Annotated in this window: 16 protein-coding genes; 12 read left to right on the forward strand and 4 right to left on the reverse strand. The window is 63.1% G+C overall.

Annotated features, from left to right (window positions below):
- The first annotated feature begins 28 nt into the window (after positions 1-28).
- From BLS75_RS21850 to BLS75_RS21870, 5 genes are all read left to right on the forward strand, one after another.
- On the forward strand, positions 29-973 hold the full coding sequence (locus BLS75_RS21850; RefSeq protein WP_041120180.1) for a choline ABC transporter substrate-binding protein: 945 nt from the start codon (positions 29-31) through the stop codon (positions 971-973).
- Between the two features lie 88 nt (positions 974-1,061).
- Positions 1,062-1,949, forward strand: coding sequence for a 3-dehydrocarnitine:acetyl-CoA trimethylamine transferase CdhC (locus tag BLS75_RS21855; protein ID WP_019095257.1), 888 nt, complete (start codon positions 1,062-1,064; stop codon positions 1,947-1,949).
- A 159-nt stretch (positions 1,950-2,108) separates the two neighbouring features.
- Positions 2,109-3,074 carry an L-carnitine dehydrogenase gene (locus tag BLS75_RS21860; RefSeq protein ID WP_072451776.1) on the forward strand — a complete coding sequence of 322 codons (966 nt, stop codon included), beginning with the start codon at positions 2,109-2,111 and terminating at the stop codon, positions 3,072-3,074.
- Positions 3,075-3,182: 108 nt separating this feature from the next.
- On the forward strand, positions 3,183-3,659 hold the full coding sequence (locus BLS75_RS21865; RefSeq protein WP_072451777.1) for a thioesterase family protein: 477 nt from the start codon (positions 3,183-3,185) through the stop codon (positions 3,657-3,659).
- Between the two features lie 24 nt (positions 3,660-3,683).
- Positions 3,684-4,844 (forward strand): gamma-butyrobetaine dioxygenase, encoded by a 1,161-nt coding sequence (locus BLS75_RS21870; RefSeq protein ID WP_072451778.1) that lies wholly within the window; start codon positions 3,684-3,686, stop codon positions 4,842-4,844.
- Positions 4,845-5,097: 253 nt separating this feature from the next.
- Here BLS75_RS21870 and BLS75_RS21875 read toward each other — a convergent pair whose 3' ends face one another.
- A complete protein-coding gene (locus tag BLS75_RS21875; protein WP_072451965.1) occupies positions 5,098-5,526 on the reverse strand; it encodes a DUF4952 domain-containing protein in 429 nt (142 codons plus the stop codon).
- Positions 5,527-5,840: 314 nt separating this feature from the next.
- Here BLS75_RS21875 and BLS75_RS21880 point away from each other — a divergent pair, with 314 nt between their 5' ends.
- Together BLS75_RS21880 and aac(6') are read left to right on the forward strand one after the other, a co-directional pair.
- Entirely contained in the window at positions 5,841-6,104 is a 264-nt protein-coding gene (locus BLS75_RS21880; protein ID WP_015637320.1) for a hypothetical protein, read from the forward strand.
- A 62-nt stretch (positions 6,105-6,166) separates the two neighbouring features.
- Positions 6,167-6,613, forward strand: a complete 447-nt coding sequence (aac(6'), locus tag BLS75_RS21885) for an aminoglycoside 6'-N-acetyltransferase (RefSeq protein ID WP_072451779.1) — start codon at positions 6,167-6,169, stop codon at positions 6,611-6,613.
- Here aac(6') and BLS75_RS21890 read toward each other — a convergent pair whose 3' ends face one another.
- Both BLS75_RS21890 and BLS75_RS21895 read right to left on the reverse strand, forming a co-directional pair.
- Positions 6,614-7,717 (reverse strand): choline metabolism transcriptional regulator GbdR, encoded by a 1,104-nt coding sequence (locus BLS75_RS21890; protein ID WP_011063935.1) that lies wholly within the window; start codon positions 7,715-7,717, stop codon positions 6,614-6,616.
- 412 nt (positions 7,718-8,129) lie between these two features.
- Positions 8,130-9,506: an L-serine ammonia-lyase gene (locus tag BLS75_RS21895; RefSeq protein ID WP_011063936.1), complete on the reverse strand. Its 1,377-nt coding sequence runs from the start codon at positions 9,504-9,506 to the stop codon at positions 8,130-8,132.
- 427 nt (positions 9,507-9,933) lie between these two features.
- On the opposite strand from BLS75_RS21895, the gene BLS75_RS21900 reads away from it, so the two are divergent.
- From BLS75_RS21900 to choV, 3 genes are all read left to right on the forward strand, one after another.
- Entirely contained in the window at positions 9,934-10,890 is a 957-nt protein-coding gene (locus BLS75_RS21900; protein ID WP_011063937.1) for a choline ABC transporter substrate-binding protein, read from the forward strand.
- 70 nt (positions 10,891-10,960) lie between these two features.
- Positions 10,961-11,806, forward strand: coding sequence for a choline ABC transporter permease subunit (choW, locus tag BLS75_RS21905; protein ID WP_019095263.1), 846 nt, complete (start codon positions 10,961-10,963; stop codon positions 11,804-11,806).
- Entirely contained in the window at positions 11,803-12,981 is a 1,179-nt protein-coding gene (gene choV / locus BLS75_RS21910; protein ID WP_011063939.1) for a choline ABC transporter ATP-binding protein, read from the forward strand. The genes choW and choV overlap by 4 nt, the downstream gene beginning before the upstream one ends.
- Positions 12,982-13,146: 165 nt before the next feature.
- On the opposite strand, the gene BLS75_RS21915 is transcribed toward choV, so the two are convergent.
- Complete coding sequence (locus BLS75_RS21915) at positions 13,147-15,099, reverse strand: BCCT family transporter (protein ID WP_225368821.1); 1,953 nt, start codon at positions 15,097-15,099, stop codon at positions 13,147-13,149.
- A gap of 486 nt (positions 15,100-15,585) precedes the next feature.
- On the opposite strand from BLS75_RS21915, the gene betI reads away from it, so the two are divergent.
- Both betI and betB read left to right on the forward strand, forming a co-directional pair.
- Positions 15,586-16,179 carry a transcriptional regulator BetI gene (gene betI / locus BLS75_RS21920; RefSeq protein WP_011063941.1) on the forward strand — a complete coding sequence of 198 codons (594 nt, stop codon included), beginning with the start codon at positions 15,586-15,588 and terminating at the stop codon, positions 16,177-16,179.
- Between the two features lie 108 nt (positions 16,180-16,287).
- The gene (gene betB / locus BLS75_RS21925; RefSeq protein ID WP_011063942.1) at positions 16,288-17,760 is read left to right on the forward strand and encodes a betaine-aldehyde dehydrogenase; all 1,473 of its coding nucleotides are present in this window, start codon (positions 16,288-16,290) and stop codon (positions 17,758-17,760) included.
- The last annotated feature ends 64 nt before the right edge of the window (positions 17,761-17,824 follow it).

The following is a 17,824-nucleotide window of genomic DNA, read 5'->3' on the forward strand; positions in this document are numbered from 1 at the left end:
ACAATAACGACCTGCCGAGGAAAGCATCATGAAACGACTGATCAGCAGCTGTGTGCTTGCGCTTAGTGGTAGCGTTTTTCTGAGCAGCGGGGCCCTGGCCGCCGATGCCGCCAGTTGCCAGAACGTGCGCCTGGGCGTGGTCAACTGGACCGACGTGATCGCCACCAGCGCCCTGACCCAGGTCCTGCTCGACGGCCTCGGATACAAGACCAAGCAGACCAGTGCCTCCCAGCAGATCATCTTCGCCGGCATCCGTGACCAGCGCCTGGACCTGTTCCTGGGCTACTGGAACCCGCTGATGACCCAGACCATCACCCCCTTCGTCGACGCCAACCAGGTCAAGGTCCTGGCCGAACCGAGCCTCAAGGACGCCCGCGCCACCCTGGCCGTGCCGGCCTACCTGGCGGACAAGGGTCTGAAGACCTTTGCCGACATCGCCAGGTTCCAGAAGGAACTGGGTGGCAAGATCTACGGCATCGAACCGGGTTCGGGAGCCAATACCCAGATCAAGGAAATGATCGCCAAGAACCAGTTCGGCCTGGGCAAGTTCCAGTTGGTGGAGTCCAGTGAGGCGGGCATGTTGTCGGCGGTGGCCCGGGCGGTGAAACGCAACGAAGCCATCGTGTTCTTCGGCTGGGCGCCGCACCCGATGAACGTCAACTTCAAGATGACCTACCTCAGCGGCAGCGAAAACGCACTGGGGCCCAACGAAGGCCAGGCCACGGTGTGGACCGTCACCGCGCCTGACTACGCCGAGCAGTGCCCGAACGTGCACCGGCTGTTGACCAACCTGACCTTCAGCGCCGAAGACGAGAGCCGCATGATGCAGCCGCTGCTGGATCACAAGGATGCCCTGGAATCCGCGCGGCAATGGCTCAAGGACCACCCGCAGGACCAGCAGCGCTGGCTGGAAGGGGTCACCACCTTCGATGGCAAGCCGGCCGCCGAGCACCTGCAACTGACCAGCAAATAAGCCACCGCCACTGCCGCCCCGCAGCCCGCCCTGGGCTGCGCACGGCCACCTCACGCCCTCAGCAAACACGCCTGTAAGGAACCGCACCATGAACCACGACGTCATCATCACCTGCGCACTCACCGGTGCTGGCGACACGACCGCCAAGAGCCCGCACGTGCCGGTCACCCCGAAACAGATCGCCGCGGCCGCCGTAGAAGCCGCCAAGGCCGGCGCCACCGTGGTGCACTGCCATGTGCGCGACCCCGCCACCGGCAAGTTCAGCCGCGATGTGGCGCTGTACCGCGAAGTGATGGAGCGGATCCGCGAGGCCGACATCGACATCATCGTCAACCTCACCGCCGGCATGGGCGGCGACCTGGAGATCGGCGGCGGCGAGAACCCCATGGAGTTCGGCCCCAACACCGACCTGGTCGGCCCCTTGACCCGCCTGGCCCACGTAGAGGAACTGCTGCCGGAGATCTGCACCCTGGACTGCGGCACCCTGAACTTCGGCGACGGCGACACCATCTACGTCTCCACCCCGGCCCAACTGCGGGCCGGCGCCAAGCGTATCCAGGAGCTGGGAGTGAAGGCCGAGCTGGAAATCTTCGACACCGGGCACCTGTGGTTCGCCAAGCAGATGATCAAGGAAGGCCTGCTGGACAACCCGCTGTTCCAGCTGTGCCTGGGCATTCCCTGGGGCGCCCCGGCGGACACTACCACCATGAAGGCCATGGTCGACAACCTGCCGGCGGACGCGGTCTGGGCCGGCTTCGGGATTGGCCGCATGCAGATGCCCATGGCTGCGCAAGCGGTGCTGCTGGGGGGCAACGTGCGGGTCGGCCTGGAAGACAACCTGTGGCTGGATCGCGGCGTGCTCGCCACCAACGGCCAACTGGTGGAACGGGCCACGGAAATCCTCAGCCGCCTCGGCGCCCGGGTCCTGACCCCGGCCGAAGGCCGGCAGAAAATGGGCCTGAAGCAACGCGGCTGACCCCAATCCACCTCTCCCCCCGTAGGAGCGAGCTTGCTCGCGAAGAGGCCGTCACATCCGAGCTCGTAGCAGCCGGCGTGCCGGCGAAGGGGCCCGCAAGGCCGCCAATAGCTTCGCTGGCAAGCCAGCTCCTACGAACTCTTTATCCAGGAAGACGCGATGACTTTTATTACCGACATCAAAACTTTCGCCGCCCTGGGCAGCGGCGTGATCGGCAGCGGCTGGGTGGCCCGAGCCCTGGCCCACGGCCTCGACGTAGTGGCCTGGGACCCGGCGCCCGGCGCCGAAGCGGCCCTGCGCAAGCGCGTCGCCAATGCCTGGGGCGCGCTGGAAAAACAAGGGCTGGCCCCCGGAGCATCACAACAGCGCCTGCGCTTCGTCGACACCATCGAGGAATGCGTGAAGGATGCCGACTTCATCCAGGAAAGCGCTCCCGAACGCCTGGAGCTCAAGCTGGAACTGCACAGCAGAATCAGCGCCGCGGCCAAGCCTGAGGCGCTGATCGGCTCCAGCACCTCGGGCCTTTTGCCCAGCGAATTCTACGAGGGCTCGACCCACCCGGAACGCTGCGTGGTGGGCCACCCGTTCAACCCGGTGTACCTGCTGCCACTGGTGGAGGTGGTGGGCGGCAAGCGCACCGCGCCCGAAGCGGTCCAGGTCGCGATCAAGGTCTATGAATCCCTGGGGATGCGCGCCCTTCACGTGCGCAAGGAAGTCCCGGGGTTCATCGCCGACCGTCTTCTCGAAGCGCTGTGGCGCGAGGCCCTGCACCTGGTCAACGACGGCGTGGCGACCACCGGGGAAATCGACGATGCGATCCGCTTTGGCGCCGGCCTGCGCTGGTCGTTCATGGGCACCTTCCTCACCTACACCCTGGCGGGCGGCGACGCCGGCATGCGCCACTTCATGGCCCAGTTCGGCCCGGCGCTGCAACTGCCCTGGACCTACCTGCCGGCCCCGGAGCTGACCGACAAGCTGATCGACGACGTGGTCGAAGGCACCGCCGAGCAACTGGGCACCCACAGCATTGCGGCCCTGGAGCGCTATCGTGATGACTGCCTGCTGGCGGTGCTGGAGGCAGTGAAAACCACCAAGGCCAAGCACGGCATGCACTTTCACGACTAACCCAACCCCGTAGGAACTGGCTTGCCGGCGAACGGGCCGCCAAGCCAGGCGCAAACCCAACGGACGCCTTCGCCGGCAAGCCGGCTCCTACCGTTATCCGGTGACCTTATGCCTGCCCTGACCACCTACAGCACCCGCATCATCAGCGACTGGGTCGATTACAACGGCCATCTGCGCGATGCCTTCTACCTGCTGATCTTCAGCTATGCCACTGACGCCCTGATGGATCGCCTGGGGCTCGACAGCGACAACCGCGAAGCCAGCGGCCACTCGCTGTTCACCCTGGAACTGCACCTGAACTACCTGCATGAGGTGAAGCTCGACACCGAGGTCGAAGTGCGCACCCAGATCATCGGCCACGATCGCAAGCGCCTGCACCTCTACCACAGCCTGCACAGACTCGATGATCCCCGGGAGCTGGCAGGCAACGAGCAAATGCTGCTCCACGTCGACTTGGCCGGGCCGCGTTCGGCGCCGTTCAGCGAGCCGGTGCTGCAACGCCTGCAAACCCTGGCCGCCGAGCAGGCGGACCTGCCGCGCCCGGCCGGCCTCGGCCGGGTGATCGCCCTGCCCGCGGCAAAATAGCCCTCAGAAGAAAAGGAGATCGCCGTGAACACCGCCGCCCTTGCCGACTACCGCAGTTACCCGTTGATCAGCGCACTGGCCACTGTCCAGGTCCTGCCGGACCGGCTCCAGGTGCACTGGGCCGACGGCCGTCTCAGCCCTTTTCACCATCAATGGCTGCGGGACAACTGCCCTTGCCCGCAATGCGTCTACAGCGTGACCCGCGAACAGGTGCTGGAAATCGTCGATGTTGCCGAAGACCTCGAGTGCAACGCCGCACGCATTGATGCCGACGGCTGCCTGAACCTCGACTGGGCGGACGGCCACCGCAGCCGCTTCGACCCCGGCTGGCTGCGGGCCCATGCCTATGATCGACAGTCGCGAGAAGAACGGCAGGCCGCCAAGGTCCGGCACTCGCTGTGGGACGCCAGCCTGCAACTGCCCGTGTTCCAGTACCAGGCGCTGATGGAGGACCCCCAGGTGCTCCTGCAATGGTTGCTGGCCCTGCGCGATACCGGCCTGACCCAGATCCGTGGCGCGCCCACCGAACCCGGCTCGCTGGCCCTGATTGCGCGGCGTATTTCGTTTATCCGCGAAAGCAATTTCGGCGTGCTGTTCAACGTGCAGTCCAAGGCCGATGCCGACAGCAACGCCTACACCGCCTTCAACCTGCCGCTGCACAGCGATCTGCCGACCCGCGAGCTGCAACCGGGGCTGCAATTCCTGCATTGCCTGGTGAATGACGCGGTAGGCGGCGAAAGCATTTTCGTCGACGGCTTTGCCATAGCCGATGCCTTGCGCCGCGAAGACCCCGACGCCTTCCGCGCGCTGTGTGAAATACCCGTCGAGTTTCGTAACAAGGACCGCCACAGCGACTACCGCTGCCTGGCGCCGATCATCGCCCTGGATGCCTTGGGCGAAGTGGCGGAAATTCGCATGGCCAATTTCCTGCGCGGTCCTTTCGACACCACCGAACAACAGATGCCCCGGCTGTACCGCGCCTACCGGCGCTTTATCGCCCTGACCCGCGAAGCAAGGTTCCGGGTGATCCGCCGCCTTGATCCGGGCCAGCTCTGGTGCTTCGACAACCGCCGCACCCTGCACGCGCGCAACGCCTTCGACCCGGCCAGCGGCGCCCGACACTTCCAGGGCTGCTACATCGACCGCGACGAACTGCTCTCCAGGATCCTGGTGCTGCAGCGCTGATCCTCACCCCTCCCGCCCCGGCTCCCCTGTAGGAGCCGGCTTGCCGGCGAAACTTGCCGGAGAGCTTTCCACAGGCAAAAAAAAGCCCCGATCAAGCCGTGACAGGATCGAGGCAGGGACTACTTCTGAGGAGCTGCGGTGAGAAGGTGACCAAACCGACACGACGCGAGCTGGTTTCAGTCTGCCCACTCTGCCTGCCCGCGAGTTAGCCGAGAGCGACCTGCTCATAGGTAATAGGGCCACTGCCACGCCTTCAGATGTCCTCGGTATACAGCACCACCGTCACATAGAAATAGCCGATCTTGTGCCAATCCTGGCGCTGGTTGTAGGGCGTCTCTTCAGAGCCCATGCCAACCTGGTAATTACGCCCGGTCTTTTTATCCCTATAGGAAATGAAACCCTTCGTTTCCCAGCCGCAGCAGATAAACCTGAGCCCCTCCTGACCCCCCAACTCCCGCTGCAGATAGCGCTCTACCTCATGGGCGTCCTTACCTTTGACCCGGTAACTGGCAGTCAGCGGTGCGCCCTGATCCTGGGGCGTCGACTCACAACGGAAAAACTCCAGGGACTTCGGTGGATCGGTCATGGCCTTCAGAAAATCGCCGCACTCGGGAGCTGCCAGAGCGGCGCCGGAAACCATCAACAACAAACAGGCGAACCCCATTCTGAACAGCACTTTCATCCACTCCAGCTCCATGGCTTGCCACTCGGCGGCCATCCTACCGAATACCCAGCGCTTGCACAGAGTGTCTTTGCGCGGCGGGAGCGCTCATTACCCCACCCTTCAGGCAAGCCCGAGGCCTCACAAGCAAGCGCCGCAAGACTTGATTGCGCCGCCTTTTCCCAACGCTGTGGCAACCGGCCATGGCCATCGACTTAGCCGAAAACGACCTGTTCATAGGTAAACGGGCCATCGCGACAATCTGCCCTTGCCGCCACCCGGGCGCCCTACCAGAATCGGCTCACGACCACGCTCCCTGAACAAGGATAAGAGTCATGATGCACGCGGATCTGATTGACCAGGACGACCTGCTGGGACAACTCCGGGCCCTGGGTTTCGAAATGCCCGCAGGCGCCAGCGCCGAGCAGGCCTGCGAATGTGCGGTAAGGGGCTTGAGCGATGCACGGGCCAAGGCGCTCAAGGGCATGGTCGAGCAGATGCTCACCGGCAATGCGACCATCCTGCCTGCCGTACGTCAGGCCATCGACCGCCAACTACTGCCGGCCCTGGCCGAGTACCAGCAGCAAAAACGCGCGTGAACGCCCCCGGGGCCCGGGCGGGTTGCTAAAGTGGGTTTCCTCCACAAACCACAGGCCCGCTCATGACCCCCATTGAACCTGGTTCATCCGCCAACGCTGGCGGGTGGCTGCAATTGCGCCAGGGCCTGTGGCCCGATTGCCCGCAGGATGAACACCAGGCCGAAATCCAGCAGATTCTGGCCGAGCCCCAGCGCTACGGCTGCTGGCTGGCCTGCACCGAGAACGGTGAGGCCGTGGGCCTGGCCGAGGCTGCATTGCGCCACGACTACGTCAACGGCACCGACAGCTCCCCCGTGGTCTTTCTTGAAGGCATCTATGTGGCCCCCGGGCATCGTCGCCAGGGCATTGCCCAGCACCTGATCGAGCAGGTCGCCTATTGGGGGCAACAACAGGGATGCGTGGAAATGGCCTCGGACACCAGCCTCGACAACCTGGCCAGCCAGGATCTGCACCACGCGCTGGGTTTCGAGGAAACCGAGCGCGTGGTGTATTTCAAGAAACGCCTGTGACTACAGGCGCACGCTGGCGAAGGTCGATTCGTTGCGTGCCTGGCTCAGGGCCGACAATGGCCCGGACAGCGGCGCCAAAACCATGGCTTGCGGCAGCGGCATCATCGCCACCTGCTGGGTGGTGTTGGAGCCGATGCGCTCGTCACGCGGTGGAATACCGAAGTACTCGCGGTAGCACTTGGAGAAGTGCGGCGTGGAGACAAAACCACAGACCGACGCCACTTCGATGATCGACATGGGAGTCTGCTTGAGCAGTTGCCGGGCGCGGATCAGCCGCAGCTTGAGGTAGTAGCGCGACGGCGAGCAATGCAGGTACTTCTGGAACAGCCGCTCCAGCTGTCGCCGGGACACGGCGACGTACACCGCCAGTTCGTCGAGGTCGATCGGCTCTTCGAGGTTGGCTTCCATCAGGGCGACGATTTCCTGCAGCTTGGGCTGGTTGGTGCCCAGCATGTGCTTGAGGGGTACGCGCTGGTGATCCTGCTCGTTGCGGATGCGCTCGTAGACGAACATTTCCGAGATCGCCGCCGACAGCTCGCGGCCATGATCGCGGCTGATCAGGTGCAGCATCATGTCCAGCGGCGCGGTGCCGCCGGAGCTGGTGAAGCGGTTGCGGTCGAGGGTGAACAGGCGGGTGCTCATGGCCACCCGGGGAAAGGCTTCCTGCATCGACGCCAGGCATTCCCAGTGCACGCTGCAATCGAAGCCGTCCAGCAGGCCGGCGCAGGCCAGGGCCCAGCTTCCGGTACACACCGCACCCAGACGGCGCGACTGGCGGGCCTGGCTCTGCAGCCAGGACACATGTTCGCGGGTGACGGTGCGCTGGATGCCGATACCGCCGCAGACAATCACGGTATCGAGGCTGGGGGCTTTGTGCATCGCGGCATCGGGGGTGATCTGCAGACCGTCACTGGCCCAGACCTGGCCACCATCGACGCTGAGGGTGGTCCAGCGATACAGCTCGCGACCGGACAGTTGGTTGGCCATGCGCAGGGGTTCGACTGCGGAGGCCAGGGAAATCAGCGTGAAATTGTCCAGCAGCAGAAAGCCGATGGATTGAGGCGCACGGTTCTGGGGTTGGGCCCCGGAGTTGAACGACGTCATCGCGATATCTCCTCACACAAAGCGGGTGATGGCCTCAGGCGGAGGCTCTTTTTATGTGCCCTGTTCCTCAAGGGAGACGGGCTTGATATTCACAGAGCAATTGCCATGCCTAAAGTTGAATGGGCATTCAATAACTCCTGAAAACGACGTCGCGACGTGTCTACATAGCCCTTGTCAATGTGCGGATAAGAAGCGCCGCCGTCGGCGTGCGGTGGCCAGGCCCAGAGAGCTGTGAGCAGTTAGGTAGCACTTGCGCGGCAGGCACTTCGCACAGGGGCGGGCGAGTGTCACTCAAAGCACAACCGGGCCACGGGCACGGGGGCTGCCCGGCCCGGTTGGCGACTTGTCTATTCACGACGCGCTAAAAGGTGGCGCACCCCTGGGCATGTGAGCGATTTGTGCGCGCCGGCAATCAGCACTCCACGGCGCTGACCGCCAGGCCGCCACGGGAGGTTTCCTTGTATTTGTCGTGCATGTCGGCGCCGGTATCACGCATGGTGCGAATCACCCGGTCCAGGGAAATGAAATGCTGGCCATCGCCGCGCAAGGCCATTTGCGCGGCATTGATCGCCTTCACCGCGGCAATCGCGTTGCGCTCGATGCACGGCACCTGCACCAGCCCGCCCACCGGATCACAGGTCAGGCCGAGGTTGTGCTCCAGGCCGATCTCCGCAGCGTTGCACAACTGCTCCGGGGTCGCCCCGAGAATTTCCGCCAGCCCGGCCGCCGCCATGGCGCAGGCCGAACCCACTTCCCCCTGGCAGCCGACTTCGGCACCGGAGATGGAGGCGTTCTTCTTGCACAGGATGCCGATGGCCGCCGCGCCGAGAAAGAAATCCACCACGTTGGCGTCGGTGACGTCTTCGCTGAACTTCATGAAGTAATGCAGCACCGCCGGAATGATCCCCGCCGCGCCGTTGGTGGGGGCGGTGACCATGCGTCCGCCGGCGGCGTTCTCTTCGTTCACCGCCAGGGCAAACAGGTTGACCCACTCCATGGCGCTGAGGGTGGAGCCGATCACATTGGGCTTGTTCAGTTCCTGCAGGCTACGGTGCAACTTGGCCGCGCGGCGACGCACATTGAGCCCGCCAGGCAGGATGCCCTCGTGCTTGAGCCCCTGCTCCACGCAGTCCTGCATGGCACGCCAGAGCGCCATCAGGCCGCTGCGGATTTCCTCTTCCGAACGCCAGACCTTCTCGTTGGCCAGCATCAGTTCGGCGACCCGCAGGTTGTGCTTCTGGCACAGGCCCAGCAATTCCACCGCACTGGAAAAATCGTAAGGCAGCTCGCTGCGGTCCAGGTCCGCCACACCGCTGTCGGCCTGGGCCTGGTCGACGACAAAACCGCCGCCCACCGAATAGTAGGTATCGCGGTGCAGCTCACCCTCTTCGCCCGCGGCCACCAGGGTCATGGCGTTGGGGTGGAACGGCAGGTTGCGGTCCACCAGCTGCATGTCCCGGGCCCAGATGAAAGGCACTGGCAGCCGCCCGTCCAGCAACAGGGTGTCGGTTTCCCGCAGCAGCTCGATGCGCGTGCCGATCAGCGACGGGTCGATCGCGTCCGGCCACTCCCCCATCAGGCCCATGATCACCGCGTTGTCGCTGCCATGGCCGATGCCGGTGGCGGACAGCGAACCGAAGAGCTGCACCTCGACCCGGCGTACCTGCTCCAGCAGTTGCCTTTCCTTTAATACCTGGACGAACAAAGCCGCTGCGCGCATGGGCCCGACCGTGTGGGAACTGGAGGGGCCGATGCCGATCTTGAACAGGTCGAAAACACTGATAGCCATTGCTGCGTAACTCCTGGTTGAGCACTGTCCGGGCGCCGGAAACGCCCTCTGACGGAGCTGCTACGCTCAAGCTGCAATCCGCCGAGAAGGGCGCATCATCAGGCTTTTGCCAAGGCCCGCGACGTCTGACACCGACTCACTCATGCCCACTAACGCCGCCAGGCGCAACGCAGGGGTTTTGGGCGTTTTTTGCGGCTCAGTTGTAGGAAAAATCGCCCGAAAACACTGTAAGCGACCTCACCGACACTGGATGCGACCCTCCCTGTACTGGATACGACGCACCCTGTAGGCGACAGATTTTCACTGGTACATGATCAGTCTCGACTCGATTGCAAGGCACGGTGGTAGAGCTGTTCCCGACACACCAACCGCCACACTTATAAGCGCGGTACAAACGCCGCCAAAAAAACATCCAGGAGTCCCCCCTATGAAAGGTTCCCCGTCGTTGTTGTTGGCCGCCATGCTGAGTCTGCCGCTTCTGGCACAAGCCGCAGAACCGGCACAATGCAGCACCGTAAACTTCTCCGATGTCGGCTGGACCGATATCACCGTGACCACCGCCACCACCAGCGTCGTGCTCAACGCCCTGGGCTACAAGACCAAGACCACCATGATTTCCGTGCCCGTGACCTACAAGTCCCTGGCCGACGGCAAGAACATGGACGTGTTCCTCGGCAACTGGATGCCGACCATGGAAAACGACATCAAGCCCTACCGCGACGCCGGGACCGTGGCCACCCTGCGGGCCAACCTGGAAAACGCCAAGTACACCCTGGCGGTGCCCGAGTCGCTGTACGACAAGGGCCTGAAGGACTTCGCCGACATCGTCAAGTTCAAGAAGGAACTGGACGGCAAGATCTACGGCATCGAGCCGGGCAACGACGGCAACCGCACCATCCAGACCATGATCGACAAGAATGCCTTCGGCCTGAAGGACGCCGGCTTCAAGGTGGTGGAATCCAGCGAGGCAGGCATGCTGTCCCAGGTCGAGCGCGCACAGCGCCGTGACACCGCGGTGGTGTTCCTGGGCTGGGAACCGCACCCGATGAACACCCGTTTCAAGATGAAGTACCTGACCGGCGGCGACGAGTTCTTCGGCCCCAACTTCGGCCAGGCCACCATCTACACCAACACCCGCAAGGGCTATGCCGAAGAGTGCAGCAACGTCGGCCAGTTGCTGAAGAACCTGTCGTTCACCCTGAACATGGAAAGCACCCTGATGGGCAACGTGCTGGACGACAAGATGAAGCCTGAGGCGGCCGCCAAGGCCTGGCTGAAGCAGAACCCTCAGGTGCTCGATACCTGGCTCGCCGGCGTGACCACCATTGACGGTAAACCTGGCCTGGAGGCCGTGAAAGCCAAGCTTGCACAAGCTTCAAATTAAGTAGTGCGCTTACGCCGGGCGGGCTCGCCCGCCCGGGCTGTTTTTCCCTTGCATGCGGACGTTCAATACCATGCTCACTGATCAGAAAATCCCCCTGGGCCAGTACATCGCAGCTTTCGTCGAGTGGTTGACGAAGCACGGCGCCAGCACCTTCGACGCGATCGCTACCACCCTGGAAACCATGATCCACGGCGTGACGTTCGCGCTGACCTGGTTCAACCCCCTGGCCCTGATCGGCCTGATTGCCCTGCTGGCGCACCTGATCCAGCGCAAATGGGGCCTGACCGCCTTTGTCGTGCTGTCCTTCCTGCTGATCCTCAACCTGGGGTACTGGCAGGAAACCATGGAAACCCTGGCCCAGGTGCTGTTCGCCACCCTGGTCTGCGTGCTCATCGGCGTACCGCTGGGCATAGTCGCGGCGCACAAGCCGCTGTTCTACACCATGATGCGGCCGGTGCTGGACCTGATGCAGACCGTGCCCACCTTCGTCTACCTGATCCCGACCCTGACCCTGTTCGGCCTGGGGGTGGTACCCGGCTTGATTTCCACGGTGGTGTTCGCCATCGCCGCGCCGATCCGCCTGACCTACCTGGGCATTCGCGATGTTCCACAAGAGTTGATGGACGCCGGCAAGGCCTTTGGCTGCTCGCGCCGTCAGTTGTTGTCGCGCATTGAACTGCCCCACGCCATGCCGAGCATCGCCGCCGGCATTACCCAGTGCATCATGCTGTCGCTGTCGATGGTGGTGATCGCCGCCTTGGTGGGCGCCGATGGCCTGGGCAAGCCGGTGGTCAACGCCCTCAATACCGCGGATATCGCCCTGGGCTTCGAAGCCGGCCTGGCCATTGTGCTGCTGGCGATCATGCTCGACCGCATCTGCAAGCAACCTGAAGCCAAAGTAGGAGGTGACGCATGAGCATTATCCGCTTCGACAAGGTCGACGTGATTTTCTCCAAGGACCCGCGCGAGCCCCTCAAGCTGCTGGACCAGGGCATGACCCGCAACGAGATCCTGAAGAAGACCGGGCAGATCGTCGGCGTCGAGAATGCCAGCCTGGACATCGAGAAAGGCGAGATCTGCGTGCTGATGGGCCTCTCCGGTTCCGGCAAGTCGAGCCTGCTGCGCTGCATCAACGGCCTGAACACCGTGAGCCGCGGCAAGCTGTTCGTCGAGCATGAAGGCAAGCAGATCGACATCGCCTCCTGCAGCCCCGCCGAGCTGAAGATGATGCGCACCAAGCGCATCGCCATGGTGTTCCAGAAGTTCGCCCTGATGCCCTGGCTGACCGTGCGCGAAAACATCAGCTTCGGCCTGGAGATGCAGGGCCGCCCGGAAAAGGAACGGCGCAAGCTGGTGGACGAGAAGCTTGAGCTGGTGGGCCTGACCCAGTGGCGCAACAAGAAGCCCGACGAACTCTCCGGCGGCATGCAGCAGCGCGTGGGCCTGGCCCGTGCCCTGGCCATGGACGCCGATATCCTGCTGATGGACGAACCCTTCTCGGCCCTCGACCCGCTGATTCGCCAGGGCCTGCAGGACGAACTGCTGGAGCTGCAACGCAAGCTGAGCAAGACCATCGTCTTCGTCAGCCACGACCTGGATGAGGCCCTGAAGCTGGGCAGCCGCATCGCCATCATGAAAGACGGACGGATCATCCAGTACAGCAACCCGGAAGAAATCGTGCTCAACCCGGCGGACGACTATGTACGGACTTTCGTTGCCCACACCAACCCACTGAACGTGCTGTGCGGGCGTAGCCTGATGCGCAGCCTGGACAACTGCAAGCGGGTCAACGGCTCGGTATGCCTGGACCCGGGCGGCGATTCCTGGCTCGACCTGGCCGAAGGCAACACCATCAAGGGCGCACGCCGCAACGGCTCGCAGCTGGACCTGCAGAACTGGGTTCCGGGGCAAGCCGTGGAAGAACTGGGCCGACGCCCGACCCTGGTGGACTCCAGCATCGGCATGCGCGATGCCCTGCAGATCCGCTACCAGACCGGCAACAAACTGGTGCTCCACGACAACCAGAAAGTGGTGGGCATCCTTGGCGACAGCGAGCTCTACCACGCGCTGCTCGGCAAGAACCTGGGTTAAGCAGCAGACACAAAAACGCCGCGAGCAATCGCGGCGTTTTGCTTTAACCACCCACCCCCTTCTGTAGGAGCTGGCTTGCCAGCGAACAGGCCCTGAAGCCTTGCAGCGCCCTTGAGGACGCCTTCGCCGGCAAGCCGGCTCCTACAAGGATGGGGCGGTTTTCACTCAGCTATAGACACGGCCAAGGAGCTGCCGATGGCTTTCGAACTGATCGAGCACATCCCGGGTGATCTGCTCCTGGGTGAAGCCCATCAAGTCGTATTCCTGGCTGCCGTTGTGCAGATACACCTCGGCGCGGTAGAAACGGCTGCGCACTTCGCTGTCGGCCCCTTCCGGCTGGGTCGATTCGCTAGGCGTCGCCAGGTAGCCGTCCAGGCTCACTTCATAGACGAAGGGATTGCCTTCATCCATTTCCACGCGCAGGCCCAACAGGTTCTTCGACTTGCCCAGGTTGGTCTGCACTTCCAGGCTCAGGTTGCGCAGTTGCGCAGCCGCTTCCTGCAGGGCCGGGCTGACGTGCTTGTCCATGTAGCGCTGCACCACCGACTGGGTCGGTTGCAGGTCCAGCTGGCTCAGGCGCTCGCTGAAACCGCGGCGGCCACGCTCGGCCAGTTGCGCCTGCTCCTGCTCGATCTGCACGTCCTGGCGCATGGCCTTGTGCAAGCCGAACATGAAGCAGATCAGCACCACCGAGAACGGCAGGCCGGCCAGTACCACCATGGTCTGCATGGCTTCGAAGTTGCCGGCGAACAGCAGGCCGATGGTCACCAGGGTGATCACCACCGACCAGAAGATCCGCAGCCAGTGCGGGGCGTCTTCGTCGACGTTGCCGCCCTTGCACGAAAGGTTGGCCATCATCACCGCCCCGGAGTCGGCGGGGGTCAGGAACAGCACGAATCCTACGAAGATCGACACACCGATGACAATCTTCGAGGCCGGGTAGTGCTCGAGCAGTTGGTAGATCGCCATGGACGGCTGTTCCAACGCCGTCTTGCCCAACTCCACGGCTCCCTGATTGACCACCAGATCCAGGGCCGAGTTACCGAAGATCGACAGCCAGGCCAGGGTGAAGCCCAGGGGAATCAGCAGTACGCCGGCCACCAGTTCACGCACGGTGCGACCACGGGAAATACGCGCGATGAACATGCCTACAAATGGCGCCCAGGAAATCCACCAGGCCCAGTAGAACAGGGTCCACAGGCCCAGCCAGCGATCGGACTTGGCGCTGTCGCCCTCATACACATAGAGGTCGAAGGTCTTGAGCACTACACCGTTCAGGTAGTCGCCGATGTTCTGCACGAAGCCGTTGAGCAGGTGCAGGGTCGGGCCAAACAGCAGGACGAAGATCAGCAGGCCGCTGAACAGCACGATGTTCAGGTTGGACAGGCGGCGGATGCCGTTTTCCACGCCGGACACCGCGGCGATGGTGGCCACCGTGCTCATGACGATGATCACGATCAGCAGGTTGGTGTTGCTGTGCTCCATGCCGAACAGGTTTTCCAGGCCGGAAGACACCTGCATCGAACCAATCCCGAGGTTGGTCACCAGGCCCAGCAGGGTCACGAACATGCCGAAACCGTCCACCGCGTGGCCGGCCGCGCCCTTGACCCAGCGCTCGCCCACCAGCGGGTACAACGCCGAACGCAGTGCCAGTGGCTGGTTATGCCGATAGGCGAAGTACGCCACCGCCAGGCCCACCAGGGCATAGATGGCCCAACCGTGCAGGCCCCAGTGCAGGAACGTCAGCTGCAGCGCCTGGCGTGCGGCCAGGTTGCTGCCCGGTACGCCTTCCGGCGGGTTGAAGTAGTGGTCCAGGGGCTCGGAAGCACCGAAGTACAGCAGCGAGATGCCGATGCCGGAGGAAAACAGCATCCCCGCCCAGGCGCCGTAGCTGAAGTCCGGGGTGTCCTGCTTGGTCCCCAGCTTGAGCTTGCCGTAGGAGGAGAACGCCAGGCCCACCACGAACACCAGGTAGGCGGCGATCACCACCATGTAGTACCAGCCGAAGCTGCGGGACAACCAGGCCTGGGCAATGCCCAGCAGTCGGCCGGCCTCTTGCGGGGCGATGATCAGAATGGCGGTCAACAACAGGATCAGCGCGGTGGAGGTGTAGAACACCCAACCGTTGACCCGCACCTTCTCCGGTGGGGTCTTTATAAGAGAGGCAGAACTCATTGCGCAGATGCTCCGGGCAGTGCGAGAGAAGGACACAAGGCAACACGGCACCCGACCAATCGGTTAGTTGGCAGCCGATCATCGGGTGTTATAAAGACACCCCGAAAACACCCGAAACCGCAAAAGCCGCGTTGCGCAACCGCATCCGGGGCCGATGACGAACCTGCAGTTCGTCGCCTGGAACCCGGAGCGTCCTGCCCCTTCAACACGTGTGCTCTCTTGCCGGTCCACGCTATGCCGCGTGTAAGTTTCGGGCATTTTCGGAGGTCGTTTTTCCGCCATCTGCGAGCAGGAGAAACTCCCCAGGCAGCGACGATTTGTCGCAGATCTTATTCTTTGTTGATTGAACGTTCAATCAAAACAAAATAGACTGGCCCACAAGTCGACGGGCGTCATACGCCAATCGACAGGCCTAAGGAGAGGTATCAGATGCCCAAGGTCGGTATGCAACCCATACGCCGCCAGCAATTGATCGAAGCCACGCTGCAAGCGGTCGATCAGGTCGGAATGGGGGACGCCAGCATTGCGCTGATCGCCCGTTTGGCCGGTGTCTCGAACGGCATCATCAGTCACTACTTTCGGGACAAGAACGGCCTGATCGCAGCGACGATGGGTTACATCATGAGCATGCTCAACGAAGGCGTCAGAGCACGCCGCCAGGCCCTGACGGACGACAGCCCGCGCGCTCATCTGAAAGTGATCATCGAGGGCAACTTCGATGCCAGCCAGGTGAACGGCCCGGCAATGAAAACCTGGTTGGCCTTCTGGGCTTCCAGCATGCACCAGCCCGATTTGCACAGGTTGCAGCGGATCAACGACCACCGCTTGTATTCCAACCTGTGTTGCCAGTTCCGCCGTGCCCTGCCGCTCTACCATGCGCGCAAGGCAGCCCGCGGCCTGGCGGCCTTGATCGACGGTTTGTGGCTGCGTGGTGCCTTGTCGGGTGATGCATTCGACACCGACCAGGCGATACGGATCGCTTACGAATACATGGATCTACAACTGGCTAAGCAGGAGCGCTAGAGCACAAAAGAGACGCTCGGCCCCTGAACCGCCACTGATCAGCGCGCCCCGAACTTAGGGGCATGCCCGGTGGTCAAGCCCACTACTTAATGCACTTGCGAGGACACTATGGCCCGTTTCGAACTGCAAAAACTCTACATCGACGGCGGCTACACCGATGCCGGCAGCGACGCCACTTTCGATGCCATCAACCCGGCCAACGGTGAAGTTCTCGCACAAGTGCAGCGTGCGACCAAGGAAGACGTTGAACGCGCCGTGGTCAGCGCCGAGAAAGGCCAGAAGATCTGGGCCGCCATGACCGCCATGGAGCGTTCGCGCATCCTGCGTCGCGCCGTGGAAATCCTCCGCGAGCGCAACGACGAACTGGCCGCCCTGGAAACCCTGGACACCGGCAAGGCGTTCTCCGAAACCAAGTACGTGGACATCGTCACCGGCGCCGACGTGCTGGAATACTACGCAGGCCTGGTACCGGCCATCGAAGGCGAGCAGATCCCGCTGCGCACCACTTCCTTCGTCTACACCCGTCGCGAGCCCCTGGGCGTAGTGGCCGGTATCGGCGCCTGGAACTACCCGATCCAGATCGCCCTGTGGAAATCCGCTCCAGCCCTGGCGGCCGGTAACGCGATGATCTTCAAGCCGAGCGAAGTGACCTCGCTGACCACCCTGAAACTGGCCGAGATCTACACCGAAGCCGGCCTGCCGGATGGCGTGTTCAACGTCCTGACCGGCAGCGGCCGCGAAGTCGGCACCTGGCTGACCGAGCACCCGCGCATCGAGAAGGTCTCCTTCACCGGCGGCACCGACACTGGCAAGAAAGTCATGGCCAGCGCTTCCAGCTCCTCGCTGAAAGACGTAACCATGGAACTGGGCGGCAAGTCGCCACTGATCATCTTCGACGACGCCGATCTGGATCGCGCCGCCGACACCGCCATGATGGCCAACTTCTACAGCTCCGGTCAGGTCTGCACCAACGGCACTCGCGTGTTCGTGCCGAGCCACCTGAAAGCCGCTTTCGAAGCCAAGATCGCCGAGCGCGTTGCACGCATCCGCATCGGCAACCCGGAAGACGAAAACACCAACTTCGGCCCGCTGGTCAGCTTCCCGCACATGGAAAGCGTGCTGGGCTACATCGCCAAGGGTAAAGAAGAAGGTGCCCGTGTACTGTGCGGCGGCGAGCGCCTGACCGACGGCGAATTCGCCAAGGGCGCCTTCGTTGCACCGACCGTGTTCACCGACTGCACCGACGACATGACCATCGTCCGTGAAGAAATCTTCGGCCCGGTCATGGCGATCCTGACCTACGAAACCGAAGAAGAAGTGATCCGCCGCGCCAACGACACCGACTTCGGCCTGGCTGCCGGCCTGGTCACCAAGGATCTGAACCGCGCTCACCGCGTGATTCATCAGCTCGAAGCCGGTATCTGCTGGATCAACGCCTGGGGCGAGTCCGACGCCAAAATGCCGGTTGGCGGCTACAAGCAGTCGGGCGTGGGCCGTGAGAACGGCATCAGCTCGCTGAACAACTTCACCCGCATCAAGTCGGTGCAGGTCGAGCTGGGCGACTACGCCTCGGTGTTCTAAGCAGCCGCTAGCAGCCAGCTACAAGCGGCAAGCCAGGGCAACAGCCTGGCTTGCCGCCTGCTCC

The sequence above is a fragment of the Pseudomonas sp. NFPP12 genome (genome assembly GCF_900103205.1).
Lineage (GTDB): Bacteria > Pseudomonadota > Gammaproteobacteria > Pseudomonadales > Pseudomonadaceae > Aquipseudomonas > Aquipseudomonas protegens.